Source organism: Streptomyces sp. NPDC060232, from assembly GCF_042726555.1.
In the GTDB taxonomy this organism is placed as follows: domain Bacteria; phylum Actinomycetota; class Actinomycetes; order Streptomycetales; family Streptomycetaceae; genus Streptomyces.
In genome coordinates this window covers 17,173-37,492 of the sequence record NZ_JBHXAG010000023.1, presented here as the reverse complement: position 1 = coordinate 37,492, position 20,320 = coordinate 17,173, and the positions used below count along the sequence as shown (strand labels likewise).

The 20,320-nt window shown below is 73.4% G+C and carries 19 protein-coding genes; 10 read left to right on the top strand and 9 right to left on the bottom strand.

Features of this window, described 5'->3' with window-relative positions; genetic code table 11:
* Positions 1–29 precede the first annotated feature (29 nt).
* The 5 genes from ACFWFZ_RS27855 to ACFWFZ_RS27835 all read left to right on the top strand — a co-directional run bounded on the left by ACFWFZ_RS27855 (position 30) and on the right by ACFWFZ_RS27835 (position 4,373).
* Complete coding sequence (locus ACFWFZ_RS27855; RefSeq protein WP_387125733.1) at positions 30–1,250, top strand: NAD(P)/FAD-dependent oxidoreductase; 1,221 nt, start codon at positions 30–32, stop codon at positions 1,248–1,250.
* A 72-nt stretch (positions 1,251–1,322) separates the two neighbouring features.
* Positions 1,323–1,688 carry an Rv2175c family DNA-binding protein gene (locus tag ACFWFZ_RS27850; RefSeq protein WP_387125732.1) on the top strand — a complete coding sequence of 122 codons (366 nt, stop codon included), beginning with the start codon at positions 1,323–1,325 and terminating at the stop codon, positions 1,686–1,688.
* Positions 1,689–1,765: 77 nt separating this feature from the next.
* On the top strand, positions 1,766–2,401 hold the full coding sequence (thiE, locus tag ACFWFZ_RS27845) for a thiamine phosphate synthase (protein WP_387125731.1): 636 nt from the start codon (positions 1,766–1,768) through the stop codon (positions 2,399–2,401).
* 151 nt (positions 2,402–2,552) lie between these two features.
* On the top strand, positions 2,553–3,467 hold the full coding sequence (gene metF / locus ACFWFZ_RS27840; protein ID WP_387125730.1) for a methylenetetrahydrofolate reductase [NAD(P)H]: 915 nt from the start codon (positions 2,553–2,555) through the stop codon (positions 3,465–3,467).
* 42 nt (positions 3,468–3,509) lie between these two features.
* The gene (locus ACFWFZ_RS27835) at positions 3,510–4,373 is read left to right on the top strand and encodes a hypothetical protein (RefSeq protein WP_387125729.1); all 864 of its coding nucleotides are present in this window, start codon (positions 3,510–3,512) and stop codon (positions 4,371–4,373) included.
* Between the two features lie 34 nt (positions 4,374–4,407).
* Here ACFWFZ_RS27835 and ACFWFZ_RS27830 read toward each other — a convergent pair whose 3' ends face one another.
* The 5 genes from ACFWFZ_RS27830 to ACFWFZ_RS27810 all read right to left on the bottom strand — a co-directional run bounded on the left by ACFWFZ_RS27830 (position 4,408) and on the right by ACFWFZ_RS27810 (position 8,629).
* Positions 4,408–5,826: a phytoene desaturase family protein gene (locus ACFWFZ_RS27830; protein WP_387125728.1), complete on the bottom strand. Its 1,419-nt coding sequence runs from the start codon at positions 5,824–5,826 to the stop codon at positions 4,408–4,410.
* Positions 5,827–5,862: 36 nt separating this feature from the next.
* On the bottom strand, positions 5,863–6,489 hold the full coding sequence (locus tag ACFWFZ_RS27825) for a DUF4126 domain-containing protein (protein WP_387125727.1): 627 nt from the start codon (positions 6,487–6,489) through the stop codon (positions 5,863–5,865).
* Positions 6,490–6,596: 107 nt separating this feature from the next.
* Positions 6,597–6,998, bottom strand: coding sequence for a DUF3040 domain-containing protein (locus ACFWFZ_RS27820; protein WP_387125726.1), 402 nt, complete (start codon positions 6,996–6,998; stop codon positions 6,597–6,599).
* A gap of 292 nt (positions 6,999–7,290) precedes the next feature.
* On the bottom strand, positions 7,291–8,049 hold the full coding sequence (locus tag ACFWFZ_RS27815) for a class I SAM-dependent methyltransferase (protein WP_387125725.1): 759 nt from the start codon (positions 8,047–8,049) through the stop codon (positions 7,291–7,293).
* A 73-nt stretch (positions 8,050–8,122) separates the two neighbouring features.
* Positions 8,123–8,629 (bottom strand): SAV_6107 family HEPN domain-containing protein, encoded by a 507-nt coding sequence (locus ACFWFZ_RS27810; RefSeq protein ID WP_387125724.1) that lies wholly within the window; start codon positions 8,627–8,629, stop codon positions 8,123–8,125.
* 179 nt (positions 8,630–8,808) lie between these two features.
* Here ACFWFZ_RS27810 and ACFWFZ_RS27805 point away from each other — a divergent pair, with 179 nt between their 5' ends.
* The 3 genes from ACFWFZ_RS27805 to ACFWFZ_RS27795 are packed head-to-tail and all read left to right on the top strand — an operon-like array spanning position 8,809 to position 12,522.
* Positions 8,809–9,795, top strand: a complete 987-nt coding sequence (locus ACFWFZ_RS27805) for an ATP-binding cassette domain-containing protein (protein ID WP_387125723.1) — start codon at positions 8,809–8,811, stop codon at positions 9,793–9,795.
* Positions 9,767–11,860, top strand: coding sequence for a YhgE/Pip family protein (locus tag ACFWFZ_RS27800; RefSeq protein WP_387125721.1), 2,094 nt, complete (start codon positions 9,767–9,769; stop codon positions 11,858–11,860). Before ACFWFZ_RS27805 ends, ACFWFZ_RS27800 begins: the two co-directional genes overlap by 29 nt.
* A 29-nt stretch (positions 11,861–11,889) precedes the next feature.
* Positions 11,890–12,522, top strand: a complete 633-nt coding sequence (locus tag ACFWFZ_RS27795) for a TetR/AcrR family transcriptional regulator (protein ID WP_387125720.1) — start codon at positions 11,890–11,892, stop codon at positions 12,520–12,522.
* Between the two features lie 406 nt (positions 12,523–12,928).
* Here ACFWFZ_RS27795 and ACFWFZ_RS27790 read toward each other — a convergent pair whose 3' ends face one another.
* From ACFWFZ_RS27790 to ACFWFZ_RS27775, 4 genes are all read right to left on the bottom strand, one after another.
* Positions 12,929–15,340 (bottom strand): transglutaminaseTgpA domain-containing protein, encoded by a 2,412-nt coding sequence (locus tag ACFWFZ_RS27790; protein ID WP_387125719.1) that lies wholly within the window; start codon positions 15,338–15,340, stop codon positions 12,929–12,931.
* Complete coding sequence (locus ACFWFZ_RS27785; RefSeq protein ID WP_387125718.1) at positions 15,337–16,698, bottom strand: DUF58 domain-containing protein; 1,362 nt, start codon at positions 16,696–16,698, stop codon at positions 15,337–15,339. Before ACFWFZ_RS27785 ends, ACFWFZ_RS27790 begins: the two co-directional genes overlap by 4 nt.
* On the bottom strand, positions 16,698–17,708 hold the full coding sequence (locus ACFWFZ_RS27780; RefSeq protein WP_030832791.1) for a MoxR family ATPase: 1,011 nt from the start codon (positions 17,706–17,708) through the stop codon (positions 16,698–16,700). Before ACFWFZ_RS27780 ends, ACFWFZ_RS27785 begins: the two co-directional genes overlap by 1 nt.
* Before the next feature lie 137 nt (positions 17,709–17,845).
* Positions 17,846–18,460, bottom strand: a complete 615-nt coding sequence (locus tag ACFWFZ_RS27775) for a beta-class carbonic anhydrase (protein ID WP_387125717.1) — start codon at positions 18,458–18,460, stop codon at positions 17,846–17,848.
* Positions 18,461–18,787: 327 nt separating this feature from the next.
* Between ACFWFZ_RS27775 and rsmH the strand changes: the two genes are divergently transcribed.
* Positions 18,788–19,717 carry a 16S rRNA (cytosine(1402)-N(4))-methyltransferase RsmH gene (gene rsmH / locus ACFWFZ_RS27770; protein WP_387125715.1) on the top strand — a complete coding sequence of 310 codons (930 nt, stop codon included), beginning with the start codon at positions 18,788–18,790 and terminating at the stop codon, positions 19,715–19,717.
* Positions 19,714–20,259, top strand: coding sequence for a hypothetical protein (locus ACFWFZ_RS27765; protein ID WP_387125714.1), 546 nt, complete (start codon positions 19,714–19,716; stop codon positions 20,257–20,259). Before rsmH ends, ACFWFZ_RS27765 begins: the two co-directional genes overlap by 4 nt.
* The last annotated feature ends 61 nt before the right edge of the window (positions 20,260–20,320 follow it).

The following is a 20,320-nucleotide window of genomic DNA, read 5'->3' as shown; positions in this document are numbered from 1 at the left end:
ACGGAGCGTCAGATGATTAGGGTGGCCGCGTGAGCGAGCAGACGGAAAAGAATCAGCGCGGCGTCGTGATCGTCGGCGCCGGAATGGCCGGGGTGCAGACCGCGGTCGCCCTGCGCGAGCAGGGTTACAAGGGCCCCGTGACCCTGCTGGGAGCAGAACCCCACCAGCCCTACGACCGGCCCCCGCTGTCCAAGGCGGTGCTGCTCGGCAAGGCCGAGGACTCCGCCTTCGACGTGGACTTCGAAGGCCTGGGCGTCGAGCTCCGCCTCGGGACGGAAGTCACCGGACTGCGGGCCGCCGACCACGAGCTGGACACCGAGGCGGGACCGGTCCCGTACGAGGTGCTCGTGCTGGCGACCGGCGCGCAGCCGCTGACCCTGCCCGGCGCCGAGGGCGTCCCCGGCGTCCACCTGCTGCGCACGCTGGACGACGCGGCGCGGCTGCGCCCGGTCCTGGCGGCCGCCTCCCGGGTCGTGGTCGTCGGCGCGGGCTGGATCGGCGCCGAGTTCGCCACCGCGGCCCGGGAGGCCGGCTGCGCCGTGACCGTCGTCGAGGCGGCCGACCGGGTGCTGGCGGGCGCCCTGCCCGCCGAGGTCGCCGAGCCGATGTCGCGCTGGTACGGGCAGGCCGGCGCCGAGCTGATCACCGGCGCCAAGGTGGCCGGTGTCGGGGAGGGGCGGGTCCTCCTGGCCGACGGGCGCACCCTGCCCGCCGACGCGGTGGTCGTGGGGATCGGCGCCCGGCCCGCCACGGGATGGCTGGCCGGGTCCGGCGTGGAACGCGGCGCCGACGGTTCGGTCACCGCCGACGCGCACCTGCTGACCTCCCTGCCGGGGGTGTACGCGGTCGGCGACTGCGCCTCCTTCCCGTCCGGGCGGTACGGGGCGCGGCTGCTCGTGCACCACTGGGACAACGCCCTCCAGGGCCCGAGAGCGGTCGCGGCGAACATCCTGGCCGGGAAGCCCGCCGCGGTCTACGACCCGGTGCCGTACTTCTGGTCCGAGCAGTTCGGGCGCTTCGTGCAGTACGCCGGCCACCACGGCGGGGCCGACACCCTGGTGCGGCGCGGCGACCCGGACCAGGAGACCTGGTCGGTGTGCTGGCTGCGGGACGGGGCCCTGGTCGCGGTCCTCGCGGTCGGCCGCCCCCGGGACCTGGCTCAGGGCCGCAAGCTGATCGAGTCGGGCGTCCCGCTCGACCCGGCGAAGGTCGCGGACCCGGGCACCCCGCTGAAATCGGCCACCGCGTAGCGGACGGCCCGGGCGGGCCACGGACGGTCGGCCCGGGTACCGGCTGTCGGCGGGAGGTGGCAGGCTTGGTCTGTGACCGAGATTGACGCAAAGATCGATTCCCTCGTCCCCGACTGGCTGTACCTCCCCGACATCGCGGAGATGCTGGGCGTCGAGGTGACGCGGGTCCGCCAGATGGTCAAGGAAGGCCAGCTCGTCGCCGTGCGCCGGGGCGAGAACAGGGCCCTGCAGGTTCCGGCCCCCTTCATCGACGGAGACAAGGTGGTCAAGGGCCTCGTGGGCCTGCTGACCGTCCTGCGCGACGACGGCTTCTCCGACGAGGAGATCCTGGAGTGGCTCTTCACCGCCGACCCGACCCTGCCCGGCACCCCCGCCCAGGCGCTGAGCGAGAATCGCGGCACGGAGGTGAAGCGCCGCGCTCAGGCGCTCGCCCTCTGACCTGATCCGCAGTAGCCGCTCCACCGCGGTGTACGGGCCCCGCGCCCGTACACCGCCTCCATCACGGGGGTACACCCATGCAGCTGTCCGACGCCCGGCTCTACCTGTGCACGGACGCCCGCAAGCGCCAGGGTGACCTCCCCGAGTTCCTCGACGCCGTCCTCGCCGGGGGCGTGGACATCGTCCAGCTCCGCGACAAGGGCATGGAGGCTGGCGAGGAACTCGAACACCTCCAGGTCTTCGCCGAGGCCGCTCGCCGCCACGGCAGGCTCCTCGCCGTGAACGACCGCGCCGACGTCGCCCACGCCATCGGCTCCGACGTCCTGCACCTCGGACAGGGCGACATCCCGGTCCCCGCCGCCCGCGCCATCCTCGGCGGCCAGGTGCTCATCGGCCGCTCCTGCCACGCGGAGGCCGAGGTCGCCGCCGCCGTCGCCGAACCGGGCGTCGACTACTTCTGCACCGGGCCCTGCTGGCCCACCCCCACCAAGCCCGGCCGCCACGCCCCCGGCCTGGACCTGGTCCGCTACGCGGCCTCCCTGCAGCAGGACCGGCCCTGGTTCGCCATCGGCGGCATCGACGCCGCGAACCTGGACGAGGTGCTGGACGCAGGCGCCACCCGCGTCGTGGTCGTCCGCGCGCTCACCGAGGCCTCCGACCCCGGCGCGGCCGCCGCCGACCTCGCCAAGCGGGTCCGGGCCCGGCTCGGCTGAGCCCCGGCCCGACGGTCCGGTCCCGTCCGCCCGGACGCCCCTAACCCGTAGAAGCCCCTTCCGGCCAGAGGCACGGCCACAGGTGTCCAAAAACGTGTCCAAAAGGCGGACGCCGCTTCGAGGAGCGCCGGGGCGCGTCTAACCTGCCCACATGGCCTCTGGTACCGCTTCCACCTGGTCGGACCGTGCACACACGGTCCGCGACCTCCTCGCGTCCGGGCGCTCGTACTCCTTCGAGTTCTGGGCCCCGAAGACCGAGAAGGGCGAACGCAACCTCTGGAACGCCCTCCGCCGGGTCGAGGCGGTATCCCCGAGCTTCGTCTCCGTGACCTACGGAGCCGGCGGCTCCACCCGCGGCGGCACCGTCAAGGCCACCCAGGAGATCGCCGCGGACACCACGCTGACCCCGGTCGCGCACCTCACCGCCGTGGACCACTCCATCGCCGAGCTGCGCCACGTCATCGGCCAGTTCGCCGACGCCGGGATCCGCAACATGCTCGCCCTGCGCGGCGACCCGCCGGGCGACCCGATGGCCGACTGGGTGGCCCACCCCGAGGGCGTGCACTACGCCGCCGACCTGGTGCGGCTGCTCAAGGAGTCCGGGGACTTCTGCGTCGGCGTCGCGGCGTTCCCCGAGATGCACCCGCGATCCACCGACTGGGATACGGACATCCGGCACTTCGTGGACAAGTGCCGTGCGGGCGCGGACTATGCGATCACCCAGATGTTCTTCGATCCCGAGAATTATCTGCGGCTGCGCGACAGCGTCGAGAAGTCGGGCTGCGAGACCCCGATCATCCCCGAGGTCATGCCCGTTGTGGGTATCAAGCAGCTCGACCGACTGCCCCAGCTCAGCACCGCGGTCTTCCCCGCGGACGTGAAAGAGCGCATGCTCGCCGTCAAGGACGACGCGGCCGCTGTACGCTCCATTGGCATCGAGTTCGCCACGGAGTTCTGCGCGCGGCTGCTGTCCGAAGGTGTACCAGGACTGCACTTCATCACGCTGAACAATTCCACGGCGACCCTCGAGATCTACGAGAATCTGGGCCTGCACCAGCGGGCCTGACCGGCCGTACCCGTGTGACGGCCGTACCGAGAGGGGCCTTGCATGGGTATGACGGTCCTCTACATCGCGTTCGGAATCGTCGCGTTGTGGCTGCTTGCCGAGGTACTGATGCAGTACAAGGCCCGGCTCCGCTGGCGCCTGCTCGCCTTCGCCGGCTTCGTCGGCGTGGTCGCCGGGGTGATACTGCCCTCGGTGCCGGTCATCGGTGCCGGCGCCGCCGCGTTCGCCGTGGGCCAGACCCTGGTGACGCTCTCCTTCCGCAAGGGCTTCGTCGCCGGCTGGGCGCTGCGCCGCGGCGGGGAGCCCGTACGGCAGGCCAGGCGCCGCAGGGGAGGGACCGCGGCGCCGGAACCGGCGCTCCAGGTCACCGCCCTGCAGTACGGGGACGCGGACGAGGCCCCGGACGAGCAGCCGTTCCGGGCCGCGGCCGAAGAGGTCTACAGCCCTGAGCCGGTGCCCGAGGACACGGGATCCTACGGGATACAGAGCTTCTCGACGCCCGCCCCGGAGGTCGGCCAGACGGCGGCCTTCGCCTCGCCGTTCACCACCGCCGAGCAGGAGGCCCACCAGTACGCGGCGTACTACGACCAGCACAACCAGGGCGGTTACGACTACACCGGCGGCTACCCGACGGGCGAGCAGCAGCAGGTCTACGCCGCCTACTCGGACCCGTACATCGGTACCGGCGGAGGCGTCGTCCCGCCCCAGCCGTACGACTACACCCCGTACGCCGACTACGGGCAGCAGCAGTACTCCACCGACACCCCGCCCGGCGGCGTCTGGGTCCCGCAGCAGAGATCCACCGACGGGGGCGGCCAGCACTACCCGGCGGACGAGCAGGGCGGGCAGCCGCCGCAGCAGTACCCCTACCCCCAGCAGGGGGAGTACGAGCAGTACCGCTACTGAGCCGGCCGGCCCCCGGCCGGGGTCCGCGGCCGGGTCACCGGGAGCCGCGGAAGCCCGCGCCCTCCACGATCAGCCCGGCCACCAGGGCCCCGGTCATCCCGGCGTGCGCGAGCCCGCCGCCGGGATGGGCCCAGCCGCCCGCCAGGTACAGCCCGGGCACGGCCGTGGTGTTGGCCGGGTACAGCAGCCGGCCGCCCGCACCCGCGAGGGCGGGCGGGGGCACCGCGCCGCCCACCGCACCGGTGGCCGCCTCCACATCGACCGGGGTGCGCACCTCCTGCCACAACAGCCGCTCCCGCAGGCCCTGTACGGCCTTCTCCGCGAGATCGAGCAACTCCCCGGGCTCCGAGGTCCCCGGGCCGTCCACGGCGCTCACGGTGACCGCCTCGTGCTCCGCGTCGGGCCGCGTGGCGGGATCGTCCGGCCGCAGGACGGTGACCTGCGCCCCGGCGGAGTGCACGAGGGTGCGGTGGACGGTCCCCGCCGGGCGGGCCCCGCGCAGCGCGAGCAGCACAGTGATCCGGCCGGGCACGCCGTCGCCGCGGGCCGGTACGGCCTCGGCGGGCCACGGGAGCGAACCGGCCGGCAGCCCCCGCGGGTCGATCCCGCAGACGACGCAGTCCGCGGCCGCCTCGGTGCCGTCGGCCAGCAGCAGACCGGCTGCCCGGCCGCCTCGGACCAGCACCTCGCGCACCTCCGCCCCGAAGACGAAGGCGACCTTCCGCTCCAGGCAGCGCTCGTACACGGCGGTGGCCAGTGCCCGCATCCCGCCGCGCACGTACCAGCTGCCGAAGGTCTGCTCCATGTACGCAAGCACGGCCGCCGAGCCGGGGGCCGTGGCGGGGTCGACTCCGTAGCCGCGGACCACGCCGGTCAGCACCTCCGACAGGGGGTTGCCCAGCTCCCGCCCGGCCACCTCGGCGAGGGTCGGGCTGCGGCGGCGGAGCAGGCCGCTGCGCCGCAGCGCCGGGTACGGGTCACCGCCCAGCGTCTGCCGGGCACCGTCGCGCAGGGGCTCCTCCAGCAGCGGACGGCGGGTGGCGTCCCAGGCGTCCCGGGCGCGGCCCAGCACGCCGTTCCAGCGCTCGCCGGCGCCCTGGCCGAACGCGGCGTCGAGGGCGGCGGCGACACCGCCGTGCGAGGCGCCGGGGAGGGTGACGTCGATGCCGTGGCCGGGCAGGACGTGCCGTACGGCCGGGTCGGCCTGCGCCATGTCGACGCAGTCCTCCAGCGGCCGCTTGCCGGTCTTCACGAAGAGGTCGCGGTAGACGGCCGGCAGGTGCAGCAGCCCGGGCCCGAGGTCGAAGGCGAAGCCCTCGCGCTCGTACCGGCCGACGGCCCCGCCGTAGGTCGCGCCCCGCTCGTACACCGTCACCTGGTGCCCCGCCACTGCCAGCCGGGCCGCCGTCGCCATCGCGCCCATGCCGGCGCCGATCACCGCAATTCGTGCCATGCGGGCGAGCCTATGGCCCCGTACGGGCGCCCGCGGTCAGCGGGGTGGGGCCCCGGCGACCTCGCGGGCCTCGGTGGACAGTCGCTTTTCCTCGCGGCGCTGGGCGCGCCGGCGCAGGAAGCGGCGGATCCGGCTCCAGAGGAAGAAGAGTATGGCCAGCCCGACGACCAGCAGGGAGCCCGCGATGATCGCGGCGGCGACGGGGTAGAAGATCGCGAAGGTGACGATGCCCGCCACGCCGAGGTCCTCGGCGATGCTCATCGCCACGTTGGTGAACGGCTCGGGCGAGGTGTTGATCGCCATCCGTGTACCGGCCTTCACGAAGTGGCTCGCCAGCGCCGTGGTGCCGCCGACCGCTCCGGCGGTGATGTCGGAGAGCGAGCCGCTCTGCCCGGCCAGCAGGGCGCCGATCACCGCACCCGTCACCGGACGGATCACGGTGTGCACGGTGTCCCATATCGAGTCGACATACGGGATCTTGTCGGCGACCGCCTCGCACAGGAACAGCACGGCCGCGACGATCAGCACGTCCGTGCGCTGGAGCGACGTGGGGACCTCGTCGGTCAAGCCGGTACGGCCGAAGATGCCGAGCAGGAGGACCACGGCGTATGCGTTGATCCCACTGGCCCAGCCGCTGGTGAAGACCAGGGGGAGCACACTCATCGGATCATCATGCCGTACGGGAACACCCGCAGACCCCAGGGCGGCGCAGAACAGTGAGGGGACGGTCGCGCGGCGGCGGCCATCCCCTCACTCATGCAGTCCGGGGGCTACTGCCCCTGCTCGTCACGGCGGCGCTGCCACCGGTCCTCGATGCGGTTCATCATCGACCGACGCTGCCGGTTGTGGCCGCGGGCCGAACCGCTGGTACTTCCGGAGACGGGCTGCTCGCCGGGCTTGGGTGCCTTGCGCCAACCGGTGACCACCAGGACCGTACAGCCCAGCATGACGAGGAAGCCCACCACGCTGATCCAGAGCACGTTCGGAATGATCACACCGGTCATGAGGAGCGCGATACCCACCACAATGCCTGCGGCTGCCTGGTAGACCCGTCGCCGGGTGTACGTACGCAGGCCGCTTCCCTCAAGCGCTGTCGCGAACTTGGGGTCTTCGGCGTACAGCGCTCGCTCCATCTGCTCGAGCATTCGCTGCTCGTGCTCCGAGAGCGGCACGGGAGTCCTCCTCATCCGTCGGTCGCGGGGGTAGCGACCAGGGGTCCCCTTCAGGATAGGCGGGGAATCGCCCCCGTGACACCCGCCCTCTACGTACGTTGCAAATTGACAAAGCACAGAGAGACACAGCCGGTAAAGCCACTGCGCGAAAACCGTACCGCCGCGGGAGCGGTCACTGGAGCCGTTATTCCCCAATGGCCCGTTCGCCATGCCGGTCGCTGCTCCCGATCATACGGGGCGGACCGGCGAAGCGGAGGGTCGGCGGCAGACTCCGTGCGCGCAAGAGCGCAGTTCAGACCTGCTTCTCGCCCAGGACGTGCAGTTGCGTGGCCACCGCGTGGAAGGCGGGCAGCTCCGCCGCGGCCTCCTCCAGACGCAGCAGCGCCTCCACCGCGCCCGGCTCGGTGTCCACCAGGACGCCCGGCACGAGGTCGGCGAAGATCCGCACGCCGTGCACCGCGCCGACCGCCAGGCCGGCCCCGCCGACCAGCTCGGAGAGCTGCTCGGCGGTGAAGCGGCGGGGTACCGGGTCGCCCGAGCCCCAGCGGCCGGCCGGGTCGGTGAGGGCGGTACGGGCCTCAGTGAAGTGCCCGGCCAGCGCACGGGCGAGCACGGCCCCGCCGAGGCCGGCGGCCAGCAGGCTGAGCGTGCCGCCGGGGCGCAGGGCGGCCACCGCGTTGGCCACGCCGTCGGCCGGGTCGTCCACGTACTCCAGGACGCCGTGGCAGAGCACCACGTCGTACGCGTCCCGCTCCACCACGTCCAACAGGCCCTGGGCGTCGCCCTGGACGCCGCGGACCAGGTCGGCGACGCCGGCCTCGGCCACCCGGCGCTCCAGCCCGAACAGAGCGTTCGGGCTGGGGTCGACCACGGTGACCCGGTGGCCCAGGCGGGCCACCGGCACAGCGAACTTGCCGGTGCCGCCGCCGGTGTCGAGCACGTCCAGCACGTCCCGTCCGGTCGCCTTCACCCGGCGGTCGAGCGCCTCCTTGAGGACCTCCCACACCACGGCGGTGCGGAGGGAGGCACGGGGGCGGGAAGTGTCCGACACGGCTGATGGCTCCTCGGCGCGGTAAGGGTGAGCGGTCAGTGCCCCACCCTATTGCCTTCCGCAGCCGGGCAGGTCATCCCGCGTCCGGACGCTCCGGCCGCGCCTGCGGCGAGGTCTGGGCCGGGCTCTGGGGCGGGGTCTGGGCGGGCACCCGTATGGCGAGCATCCGCTCCACCAGACGCAGGAACATCGAGGCGGCGCGCAACAGGTCGTCCGCGTCCCGGGCGCTCGCCGCGTCCGGTATCCCCGCCTCGGCGCGGGCCCGGCGGGCGGCGCCGGAGGCGAAGAGCGCGCTCCACTCGGCGAGCTCCGGCGCCAGCTCCGGCAGCACCTCCCAGGCGCTGCGGATCCGGGGCCGCCGCCGCGGGGTGACCGGCTCGGGGCGTCCGCGCGCCGCGAGCACGGCCGCGGCGGTGCGCAGTGCGGAGAGGTGGGCCGTCGCGTAGCGCTCGTTGGGCCGGGTCAGCCGGGCGGCCTCGGCCAGGCCGCTGCGGGCCTTGGCGAGGAGGTCGAGGGCGGCCGGTGGGGCCGCCGACTTCCGTAGGACGGGGTGGACAGGGGACGGGGACGGTGTGGCCATGACGAACCTCCTGTCGATGCGTCGTGCGTTGCCCCCATCGTGACGGGCCCCACTGACAATCGCCCTGACCTGCGTTTTTTCCGTCATATGCACAGCAACTGCCCCCTCCTGCACCCCTGGTGCGCCATGAGGTGGTAGTTTTTGAACTGACTGGTCAGTTCAAAAAGAAGGGGGATGGCGTGGACAGCCCGCACGGCGCGGCCGTCAAGGCCGAGAACTTCGGAGTCAAGGGACCGCGCGGCTGGGCCTTCCGGGGGATCGGCCTCGACGCGGCCCCCGGCTCGCTCATCGCGGTCGAAGGCCCCTCCGGCGGCGGCCGGACCTGCCTGCTCCTTGCCCTCACCGGGCGGATGAAACCCACCGAGGGCCACGCCGAGATCGGCCGTCACCGACTGCCGAAGAAGATGGCCGCGGTCCGCCGGATCGCCGCCCTCGGCCCGGTCCCCGGGGTCAACGACCTCGACCAGTCCCTCACCGTCGCCGAGCAGCTGCGCGAAGGCGCCCTGCTCCAGCGCCACTACGGCGCCCCGATCCGGTCCCTGCTGCGGCCCCGGGCCGAGCGCCGCGCCGCCGCCTCCGCCCGGATCGAGGCCGCCCTCGACGCCGCCGGACTGGACCTCGCCACACTGCCCAAGGCAGAGCGCACCAGCGTCCGGGACCTGGAACGCCTGGAAGCCGTAAGGCTGTCGGTGGCCATCGCCCTGCTCGGCTCCCCGCGGCTGCTCGCCCTCGACGACCTCGACCTCAAGCTCTCGGACACCGAACGCACCGAGGTATGGGCCCTGCTGCGCTCGATCGCCGCCCGGGGGACCACCGTCCTCGCGGTGTGCAGCGAAGCCCCCGCCGACGCCGTGGTCCTGCGGACCGGCCCCCAGGCGGACGACGGCGAACCGGACGCGAAGCCGACGAGCCCGGCCGCCGGCACCCCGAAGATCACCTGGGGCAAGGGGACGAAGGACGACGCCGAGGCCGGCAAGGGCGCCGAAGCGGACACCGGGAAGGACCCGGAGACGGGCGCGGAGAAGGAAGCGGACGCCGAGCAGGCCGCCGACGCCGAGGACGGCACCGGCGAGGGCGCCGGCCCCGCGAACGACACCGACACCGACACCGACACCGACGACACGAAGGGGGCGGACGATGCGCTCGCCGAAGCTGGCCGCGCTTGAGCTGAAGCGGTTCGGGCGGGGGAAGCTGCCCCGGGCCGCCCTCGTCGCGCTGCTCCTGCTGCCACTGCTCTACGGAGCCCTGTACCTCTGGTCCTTCTGGGACCCGTACAGCCGCCTGGACAAGGTGCCCGTCGCCCTCGTCAACTCCGACCGGGGCGCGACCGTCGACGGCAAGCACCTGGACGCGGGCGGCGAGATCACCAGGAAGCTCCGCGACAGCAGGACCTTCGACTGGCGGGAGGTGAGCCCGGAGAAGGCGGCCAAGGGCCTGGAGGACGGCACGTACTACCTGACCCTGACCATGCCGGCCGACTTCAGCGAGAAGATCGCCTCCAGCTCCGGAGAGGACCCCGCCACCGGAGCCCTCCAAGTCCGCACCAACGACGCCAACAACTACGTCGTCGGCTCCATCTCGCGCACCGTCTTCTCCGAGGTCCGCGCGGCGGCGTCCGCCAACGCCTCCCGCGGCTTCCTCGACAAGATCTTCGTCAGCTTCTCCGACCTGCACGACAAGACCGCCGAGGCCGCCGACGGCGCCGACAAGCTCAAGGACGGGGCGGGCAAGGCCCAGGAGGGCGCCAAGGAGCTCGCCGACGGCCTCGACACCGCCGGGGAGAAGAGCGGCGAGCTCAACAGCGGACTGAAGAAGCTCAACGCGGCCGCCGCCAAGCTGGAGACCGGCACGCGGGACGTCGCGAACGGCACCCAGGCCGTCGCCGACAAGGTCAACGGCGCGGCCGACAAGGCCCGTCCCTTCGTCAAGGACCCCAAGAGCCTCGCGGCCACCGCCGAGCTGGTCGCCGACAGCGCGAAGGTGGTCAACAACCACCTCGACAAGTTCGTGGAGAAGGCCCCGGCCGCCGCGGCCGTCGCCAAGCGGGCCTCCACCGGCGCCGACGCCTACTACACCAAGCACTGCGTCACCCCCGGCGCCGAACCGCACCTCGCCTCCTGCCCCGACCTGAAGAAGGTCCGGGACGACATGGCCGAGGCCGCCGTACTCAGCGGTGACGTCAGCACCCTGGCCAAGAACGCGGGCGGGGACGTGGCCAAGCTCCGCACCCAGCTGACCGACCTGGAGAACAAGGCCCGCGACCTCGCCGACAAGGCCCCCCACCTCGCGAGCGACCTCGACGCGGCCGTCGCCAAGGTCAACGCCCTCAACACCGGCGCCCACAAGGTCGCCACCGGCATGTCCCAGCTGCACACCGGCCTCGGCTCCGCCGCCACCGGCTCCGGCGCCCTCAGCGAGGGCGTCGGCAAGCTCGGCGACGGCGCCCACCGCCTCGACGGCGGCATGTACAAACTCGTCGACGGCACCGGCGAGCTCGCCGGTGGCCTGCACGAGGGCGTGGGCAAGATCCCCGACTACGACCAGCAGCAGCGGGACGCCCGCACCGAGGTCATGGCCGACCCGATCAAGCTCGCCAACCAGTCCCTGCACAAGGCGCCCAACTACGGCACCGGCTTCGCGCCGTACTTCATCCCGCTGTCCCTCTGGGTCGGCGCGATGGTCGCCTACATGCTGATCGCCCCGCTGAACAAGCGGGCCCTGTCCGCCGGCGCCTCGCCCTGGCGGATCGCCCTCGCGGGCTGGCTGCCCGTCATGGGGATCGGCGCCGCCCAGGTCACCCTGCTGATGTCCGTCCTGAGCTGGGCCCCGGACCTCGGCCTCAAGATGGCCAACCCGGCCCTCACCATCGGCTTCCTGCTGCTGGTCACCGGCTGCTTCGCGGCGATCATCCAATGGCTCAACGCCAAGTTCGGCGCGGCCGGGCGGATCCTCGTCCTCGCCGTCCTGATGCTCCAGCTGACCTCGGCCGGCGGCACCTACCCCGTCCAGACCAGTCCGGACTTCTTCAACGCCGTCCACCCGTACCTGCCGATGTCCTACGTCGTGGAGAGCCTGCGCCGCCTCATCACCGGCGGCGACCTCACCCCGGTCTGGCAGGGCAGCCTGGTCCTGCTGGCCTTCACGGTCGGAGCCCTCGCCCTGACCGCGCTCGCCGCCCGGGGCAAGCAGGTGTGGACCATGGACCGACTCCACCCGGAACTGAGCCTGTAGGGATGTGTTGACCTGTGACAATCAGCGCCATGGACAGCAGCAGCACCGGTACGGGTACCGGCGGGGGCCGTCGTGCGGCCACCCGGCAGAAGCTCTACGAAGCGGCCGTCACCCTGATCGCCGAGAAGGGCTTCTCCGCGACCACGGTCGAGGAGATCGCCGAGCGGGCGGGCGTGGCGAAGGGCACCGTCTACTACAACTTCGCGAGCAAGAACGAGCTCTTCGAGGAGCTCCTGCGGCACGGCGTCGGGCTGCTGACGGCATCGCTGCGGACGGCGGCCGAGGAGACCGAGACGCGCGGCGGCAGCCGGGTCGAGGCGCTCGACGCGATGATCCGGGCGGGCCTCGTCTTCATCGACCGCTACCCCGCCTTCACCCAGCTGTACGTCGCCGAGCTGTGGCGCACCAACCGCACCTGGCAGTCCACCCTGATGGTGGTCCGCCAGGAGGCCGTGGCCGTCGTGGAGAAGGTGCTGCGCGAGGGCGTCGAGCGGGGGGAGCTCAGCTCCGAGATCGACGTGCAGCTCACCGCGGCCGCGCTGGTGGGCATGGTGCTGGTGGCGGCCCTGGACTGGCAGTCCTTCCAGCGGGAGCGGTCCCTCGACGACGTGCACTCGGCGCTGTCGCTGCTGCTGCGGGGCCGGGTCAGCGGCAACCGCTGAACCGCACGGCACCCCCCACTCGGCGGTGCCGCGCGGGCGCGCCGGGCCGTACAACTGGTGGGGCCAGCCGCGGCCGCTGAGTACCCGTACCTAGGCGCGGAAATGAGTACGCACGCGGATGGGCTCCCACCTGCGCGGACGCCAGACTGGGAGCAACGGACAGGAGGCCCGGTCCGCACCGCCGACACGGGGCTGCGGAGCGGACCGGGTACCTCCTTCCGGACCGGGAGGAGGTACGGGGGACCCGGTGGGAAAAGCGCGGACGCGGCGGGGCCCGGGGGGATCGGGCCTCGCCGCGTTCTCGCGTCCGAGGGTTCGGCGGCTGGCGCGCCGGGTGCGCCGCCGTTGCCGGGGCTCCGCCCCGGACCCGCGCCTCAAACGCCGGCGGGGCCGGAGGAGCGGAGCGTCAGCCGCGGCCTCGGAGGGGGAGGCGCAGACGGAGGGCCGTGAGGCGGGCCGAGGCCGTCGAGGCCAGGGCCGACCAGCGGTCCGAGACCGCCCAGGAGATCCGCGCCGCCGAGCGCGGCAGCAGCAGGGCGCGCAGCCGGGCCAGGCTGTCCGCCGCGGCCAGCAGGCCCGCCCGGGCCTCCCGTACGTCGTCGGCCAGGCCCGCGTACGAGACCTCTGCGCCCGGCGGCGCGTACAGGGCCCGTTCCACCGCGCCCGCCACCCGGCGCACCGCCGCGGCGGCGTCCGGCTCCAGGCGGCCCAGGTCCGCGATCCGGCTCGCGGCCCGGCGGGGGGACAGCGCCTCGTCCGGGGCCACGCCCACGTCCCAGGCGGCGTCGCCCAGCTCCTGCCAGGCCGCCAGGACCTCCCCGGTCCCCAGGCGGCGCGCCCGCAGCCGGGTGCGCCACAGCAGCGGAAGCAGGGGCAGGCCCAGCACCGCGGCCACGACCGCCGCCCAGCCGAGGACCGCCGTCCGCGACGGCCCGCCGTCGCCGGCCGCGCCCTGCTGCGGTGCGGTCGGCCCGCACTCGCCGAGCCGCTTCAGGGCCGGCGGGCACTCGACGGACGCCGACGGCGCCGGAGCCGGCTGCACCGCGCCCTGCGAGGGCAGCGGCGCCGGCGCGGACGGCTGGGCCGCCGGAACCTGCGCGCGGGAGTAGTCCGGGACGTTGAGGCCCGACCGGGGCGTCGGCTCGAACCGCGTCCAGCCCACGCCCTGGAAGTACAGCTCGGGCCAGGCGTGGGCGTCCCGCATCGACACGTTCACGACCCCGTCCGACTGCTTCTCGCCCGGCGTGAAGCCCACCGCGACGCGCGCCGGGATGCCCAGCGTGCGGGACATCGCCGCCATCGAGAACGCGAAGTGGATGCAGAAGCCCTCCTTGTCGGCGAGGAACCGGGCGACGGCCTGCGGCCCCGTCCCAGACGCGGTCTGCGTGTCGTAGCGGAAGCCGCCGCTCACGGCGAAGAAGTCCTGCAGCTTCACCGCGCGGGAGTAGTCGTCCTTCGTCCCCTCCGTCACCTGGCGGGCCGTCTCGGCGACCACCGCCGGCAGGTTGTCCGGGATCTTCGTGTACTCCTCGCGGATCGCCGGGTCCGGCGCCGGGGCCTTCTGCAGCGCTTGCGCGGTGGGGTTCAGCAGCAGGCTGCGCACGTTGTACTCGGCGCCCTGGACGGTCTGGTACTTGTCCCTGCCCAGCTGGTCGCCGACCAGGGTCCGGCCGACCGGCTCGAAGCGCCACTTGCCGCGGATGTCCACCGCCGTCGCCGGGTACGGCATGGGGAGGTAGCGCTGGCTGTAGCCGTCCGACGCCGTGATGTTCGTGGTCACCTCGGTCGCGCCGAGGCGGACCTGGTCACCGAGACCCGGCGGAACGGGCAGCTGCTGCGGCACGTCGGTCAGGGCCCGCCCCGACGCCTCCCACTTGGCGCCGTTGAACTCGTCCAGGGCCAGGATGCGCAGGTACTGCTCGCTCTGCTGCGGGTTGTCCGTGCGGTACCTCAGGATCACCCGGTTGTCCTGCGCGTTCAGGTTGCTCTGCAGGGAGACCAGCGGGTTGACGGCCGAGATCGTGCCGCCGGACCCGCCGCTGCCCTCCCCGTCCCTCGCACCGCCGAGCAGCCCGTCGTCGAGGGCGGGCAGCGCCGCCGGCACCACCAGGGCGAGGCCCAGGGCCATGGCGCCGATCCGCCGGCCGAACCGCACCGGGGCCGTGGCCCGGCCGCCGCCGGGGCTGATGCCGGAGTCGGCCGCCCCGCGTCCGCGCGGTGCCGCGCCGAAGACCCGCCCCCACTGGGCGAGCCGGTCGCGGCCCTCGCAGAGCAGCAGCATCAGGTAGCCGCAGCCCGCCATGAGGAAGGAGACCCAGGAGGCGTCCCCGCCCCCCGACAGGCCCGCGGCGACCGAGTACAGCGCGAGCAGCGGCAGGCCGGCCGCCGCGGCCGTGCGCGCCGTCACCGCCAGCAGGTCCACGAGCAGACCGATCAGCAGTACCCCGGACACCAGAAGCAGCTGGATGCCGTCCGTCAGCGGTGCCGGTATCGCGAACTCGCCGACGTCGTGGACGCCCTGCGCGAACAGCGAGCCGAAGTCCGTCACGAAGTAGGCCAGCGGCCCGCTGCCGGTGGACTCGACCTTGCCGGCGAAGAGCAGCGCGAGCAGCAGCAGCGACACCAGCAGCTGCGCGGCCACGGTCAGCGACCGCGCCAGCGGCACCCGCCGGGCCCCCGCGCCCACCGCGCTCTGCACGGCCAGCAGCAGCGCGCCCTGGAGCAGCCAGGCCTGCGACTCCACCAGCGGGCTCAGCGACCACGCGGTGAGCAGCGTCGCGAGTGCCGCGAACACCGTCAGTTTCACCCGTCCGCTCACTCCCGGCCTCCGCTCGTTCCCGTGTCGAAGCGTCCGGCCCCTGCCTGTCGCCAGAGCTCACCGAAGGCCACCCCGGGCCTGGCGGCCAGCGCCGTCCAGCCCGCGTCGCGCAGCCTGCGCAGCCGTTCCTCCAGCGGGACCACGTCGTGCCCGGGCGCGGGCTGTCCGCCCCAGGCCCGGGTGTCCAGTACGAAGGCCACCGCGCCCGAGGTGCGCTGGCGCATCCTGGCCGCCAGTTCGGCCTGTACGTCGTCCAGGTCGCCGAAGAACGCGATGAGGAGCCCGTCGCCGCCCTCGCCGAAGCCGCCGCCGCGCACCGCGTCGTAGGCGCGGGAGAGCCCGGCGCCGTCGGAGTGCCCGACCACGGCGAGGGTGTCCATCATCAGCCCGGCGGCCTCCGCGGACTCCTGCCCGCCGGCGGAGAACCCGCCGCCCTCGCCGGGCACCGAGTCCCCGGTGTCGGTGAGCAGCCGTGTGGAGAAGCCCTGCTCCAGGACGTGCACGAGGCTGGAGGCGGCCGCGGAGACGGCCCATTCGAAGGCGGAGTCGGGGCCCGCGCCGTCGAAGGCGAGGCGCCGGGTGTCGAGCAGCACGGTGGCCCTGCTGCGCTGGGGCTGTTCCTCGCGGCGGACCATCAGCTCGCCGTAGCGGGCGGTGGAGCGCCAGTGGACGCGGCGCAGGTCGTCGCCGCGCCGGTAGCCGCGCGGGATCACGTCGTCGTCGCCGGCCAGGGCCAGGGAGCGGCGGCTGCCGTCGCCGTAGCCGTTGGACTCGCCGGTCAGCCGGACCGGCGGGAGGGGCTCGGTGCGCGGTATGACGGTGAGGGTGTCGTAGGTGCTGAAGGAGCGGGTCAGCTCGACCAGCCCGAACGGGTCGGTCAGCCGCAGCTGGAGCGGGCCCAGCGGGTAGCGGCCGCGCAGGTCGGAGCGGACCCGGTAGGACACCTCGCGGCGGCCGCCGGGCTCGACCCGGTCCAGGACGAACCGCGGGCGCGGGCCCAGTACGTAGGGCACCCGGTCCTGGAGCATCAGCAGGCCGGTGGGCAGCCGGGAGACGTTGTCCATCCGCAGCTGCACCCGGGCCTCGGCGCCCGCGGGCACCCGCCCCGGGGTCAGCCGGCGGCTGCCGGAGACCCGGTAGCGGGTGCGGTGCAGGGCGTAGACGCAGATCAGCGGCAGGAGGGCGAGCAGCAGGCCGACGCGCAGCAGTGCGCCTTGGCCGAGGACGTAGGCGCACGCGGCCGCGGCGATCCCGGCGGCCACGAACGAGCGGCCGCGGGTGGTCAGCCCGGACAGCGAGGCGCGCAGTCCGCCGCTGTCTCCCGGGCCGCCGGCGCCGCGTGGGGCACCGGCGCCCATCAGAAGCTCCGGGCGCCGGCGCCGGGCGGCATCTCGCCGCGGGCGTGCGCGGCCGGGACGGGGGTGCGCTGGAGGATCTCGCCGACGACCTGCTCGGAGGTGCGCCGGTTGAGCTGGGCCTGTGCGGTGGGCAGCAGCCGGTGCGCGAGGACCGGCGCGGCCAGTGACTGGACGTCGTCGGGCAGCACGTAGTCCCGGCCGGCGAGCGCGGCGGAGGCCTTCACGGCGCGCAGGAGGTGCAGGGTGGCCCGGGGGGAGGCGCCGAGCCGCAGGTCGGGGTGGCTGCGGGTGGCGGAGACCAGGTCGACGACGTAGCGCCGGACGGGCTCGGCGACGTAGACCTCGCGCACGGCCTCTATGAGCTTGACGATGTCGTGGGCGTGCGCGACGGACTGGAGGTCGTCGAGCGGGCTGACCCCGCCGTGCACGTCGAGCATCTGGAGCTCGGCCTCGGGGCTGGGGTAGCCGACGGAGACGCGGGCCATGAAGCGGTCGCGCTGGGCCTCGGGCAGCGGGTAGGTGCCCTCCATCTCCACCGGGTTCTGGGTGGCGACGACCATGAAGGGGCTCGGCAGCGTGTAGGTGGTGCCGTCGATGGTGACCTGGCGTTCCTCCATCGACTCCAGCAGCGCCGACTGGGTCTTCGGCGAGGCGCGGTTGATCTCGTCGCCGATGACGATCTGCGCGAAGATCGCGCCCGGCTTGAACTCGAACTCGCGGCGCTGCTGGTCGTAGATGCTGACGCCCGTGATGTCGGAGGGCAGCAGGTCCGGCGTGAACTGGATGCGCTGCACCGAGCAGTCGATGGACTTGGCCAGCGTCTTCGCGAGCATCGTCTTGCCCACGCCGGGCACGTCCTCGATGAGCAGGTGCCCTTCGGCGAGGAGCACGGTCAGCGCGAGGCGGACGACCTCGGGCTTGCCCTCGATCACGCTCTCGACCGACCGGCGGACCCGCTCCGCCGTGCTGGTCAGATCCGCGAGGCTCGCTCGGTCGTCATACGTCGTCACCTGGTTCTCCTCGGCCCATTTCCCAGGGCCGACGCCCTTGGCGCATGACCGGCCCACCCCGAAAACACGGACACCGGACCCGGGGTTCCCGGGCGGTGTATCCCCGCATTCTTGACGGCGCCACGGCCTTGTGTCACTCAGGAGCTGGGATCGATCTCCCGGAGGAGCCCGGTGTGCACGTCGAAGACGAAGCCTCGCACATCGTCCTTGTGCGGCAGGAACGGGTTGGTGCGGACCCGCTGCATGGACTGGCGGACGTCCTGGTCGACGTCCCGGAACGCCTCGACGGCCCAGGAGGGGCGCTGGCCGACTTCGTCCTCCAGCTCGTGCCGGAAGTCCTCGGTCAGGTTCTCCAGACCGCAGCCGGTGTGGTGGATGAGTATCACGGTGCGGGTGCCGAGGGCCCGCTGGCTGATGGTCAGGGAGCGGATGGTGTCGTCGGTGACCACGCCGCCCGCGTTGCGGATGGTGTGGCAGTCGCCGAGCTCCAGGCCGAGGGCCTTGTGCAGGTCGAGGCGGGCGTCCATACAGGCCACGACGGCCACGTGGAGGACGGGGCGGGCGTCCATGCCGGGGTCGGTGAACTTGGCGGCGTATCGCTGATTCGCCTCGACCAGCCGGTCGGTGACGGATCCGCCGGCGGATGCCTCGGGTGCGGAGTCTGCAGGCAGGGATGCGGAAGTCGTCATGGGTACGACGTTAGTGGTCACGGGCGCCGGCGGCCTTGCGTGAGATTGGACAAAGAACGTCAACGGGGCTTGTTGTGAGCTAACCCACAGGGGCGGGCGGGAGTCGGCCGTCCGGGTGATCGGGGGCTTTTGCGGCTTCGGTCCGAGAGGTGCGTACGGCGCGCGGGCCGGTTCGTTGACCGCGGCGACCGTTGCACTAAAGTGACGCGAACCGGCCGGAGCCCGGCCCTGACCGGCCGCCGGCCACCGATTGAAGACTCCGCGTGCGCGGCGCGTACGTACGGCCCGGCCCTCTTCCGCTCACCGGCCGGGGGAGCGGGCGGTGCGTACGCACGCCGCGCCGTTATCTGAGAGGGCGCTTTGACTAGCGAGTCCCGACATGTCCCGGTGATGCTCCAGCGGTGCCTGGACCTGTTGGCCCCGGCGCTGGAGAGGCCGGGGGCCGTCGTCGTCGACTGCACCCTCGGCCTCGGCGGCCACAGCGAGGCCCTGCTGACCCGCTTCCCCGAGGCCCGCCTGATCGGCCTCGACCGCGACAAGGAGGCCCTGCGGCTCTCCGGCGAACGGCTCGCCCCCTTCGGCGACCGGGCCACCCTCGTCCACGCGATCTACGCGGACCTCGCCGAGGTGCTCGACGGGCTGGGCCTCCCGGCCGTCCAGGGCATCCTCTTCGACCTGGGCGTCTCCTCCATGCAGCTGGACGAGGCCGACCGCGGGTTCGCGTACGCCCAGGACGCGCCGCTGGACATGCGCATGGACCAGACGACAGGCATCAGCGCCGCCGAGGTCCTCAACACCTACGCGCCGGGCGAGCTCGTGCGGATCCTGCGCCAGTACGGCGAGGAGAAGCAGGCCAAGCGGATCGTGTCCGCGATCGTCCGGGAACGCGACAAGGCCCCCTTCAGCAACAGCGCCCGGCTGGTCGAGCTCATCCGCGACGCCCTGCCCCAGGCCGCCAAGCGGACCGGCGGCAACCCTGCCAAGCGCACCTTCCAGGCGCTGCGGATCGAGGTCAACGGCGAGCTGTCCGGACTGGAGCGGGCCATCCCCGCGGCCGTGGACCGGATCGCGGTGGGCGGCCGGATCGCGGTGCTCTCGTACCACTCGCTGGAGGACCGGCTGGTCAAGCAGGTCTTCTCGGCGGGCGCCGCCTCCACCGCCCCGCCCGGGCTGCCGGTGGTGCCGGAGAAGTACCAGCCGAAGCTCAAACTGCTCACGCGCGGGGCGGAGCTGCCGACCGAGGAGGAGATCGCCGAGAACCGGCGGGCGGCCCCGGCGAGGCTCCGGGGGGTCGAACGCATCCGGGAGGCGCGACTGTGACCAAGGCCGGGAAGGTCGCCACGCTGACCCGCGGGCAGGCGGCCCGCATCGGCCGGGCCCTCGGCGCCGGCCCGGCCCGGCCGCGGCCCGGCGGGCAGGCGGCGCGGATGCCGTTCGTCCTGCTGGTCGTGGCCCTGCTCGCCGGCGGGCTGATCAGCCTGCTGCTGCTGAACTCCGCGCTCAACGAGGGCTCTTTCCAGCTGACCCGGCTGAAGAAGGAGACCACCACCCTCACCGACGAGGAGCAGGCCCTCCAGCGCGACGTGGACGCCCACTCGGCCCCCGACGCACTCCAGCGCCGCGCTCGGGAACTGGGCCTGGTCCCGGGCGGCAGCCCCGTCTTCATCGGCCCGGACGGCAAGGTCGCCGGCAGCGTCTCGGTGGCCGAGGCGCCGCCGTCGCCGACCCCGACCCCGACCGCGGCGCCGCCCGCGCAGGCCGGACCGGGCCAGTCCCCGGCCCCGGCCGCGCCCCCGGCGCCGGTTCCGCCCCAACCCGCTCCCACCGGCAGCCCGCAGCCCAGCCAGACCCCTGGAAGGTGACGTCGTGACGCGGATCCCGTCTGAACCAGCCTTGCCGGCGTTCGAGGCGCGGGGTCCGGGG

Coding starts and splice junctions, on each gene's coding strand:
- thiE (WP_387125731.1), top strand. CDS start 1,766: ATGCAGCTGTCCGACGCCCGGCTCTACCTGTGCACGGACGCCCGCAAG.
- metF (WP_387125730.1), top strand. CDS start 2,553: ATGGCCTCTGGTACCGCTTCCACCTGGTCGGACCGTGCACACACGGTC.
- ACFWFZ_RS27835 (WP_387125729.1), top strand. CDS start 3,510: ATGGGTATGACGGTCCTCTACATCGCGTTCGGAATCGTCGCGTTGTGG.
- ACFWFZ_RS27830 (WP_387125728.1), bottom strand. CDS start 5,826: ATGGCACGAATTGCGGTGATCGGCGCCGGCATGGGCGCGATGGCGACG.
- ACFWFZ_RS27825 (WP_387125727.1), bottom strand. CDS start 6,489: ATGAGTGTGCTCCCCCTGGTCTTCACCAGCGGCTGGGCCAGTGGGATC.
- ACFWFZ_RS27810 (WP_387125724.1), bottom strand. CDS start 8,629: ATGGCCACACCGTCCCCGTCCCCTGTCCACCCCGTCCTACGGAAGTCG.
- ACFWFZ_RS27800 (WP_387125721.1), top strand. CDS start 9,767: ATGCGCTCGCCGAAGCTGGCCGCGCTTGAGCTGAAGCGGTTCGGGCGG.
- ACFWFZ_RS27795 (WP_387125720.1), top strand. CDS start 11,890: ATGGACAGCAGCAGCACCGGTACGGGTACCGGCGGGGGCCGTCGTGCG.
- ACFWFZ_RS27785 (WP_387125718.1), bottom strand. CDS start 16,698: ATGGGCGCCGGTGCCCCACGCGGCGCCGGCGGCCCGGGAGACAGCGGC.
- rsmH (WP_387125715.1), top strand. CDS start 18,788: ATGCTCCAGCGGTGCCTGGACCTGTTGGCCCCGGCGCTGGAGAGGCCG.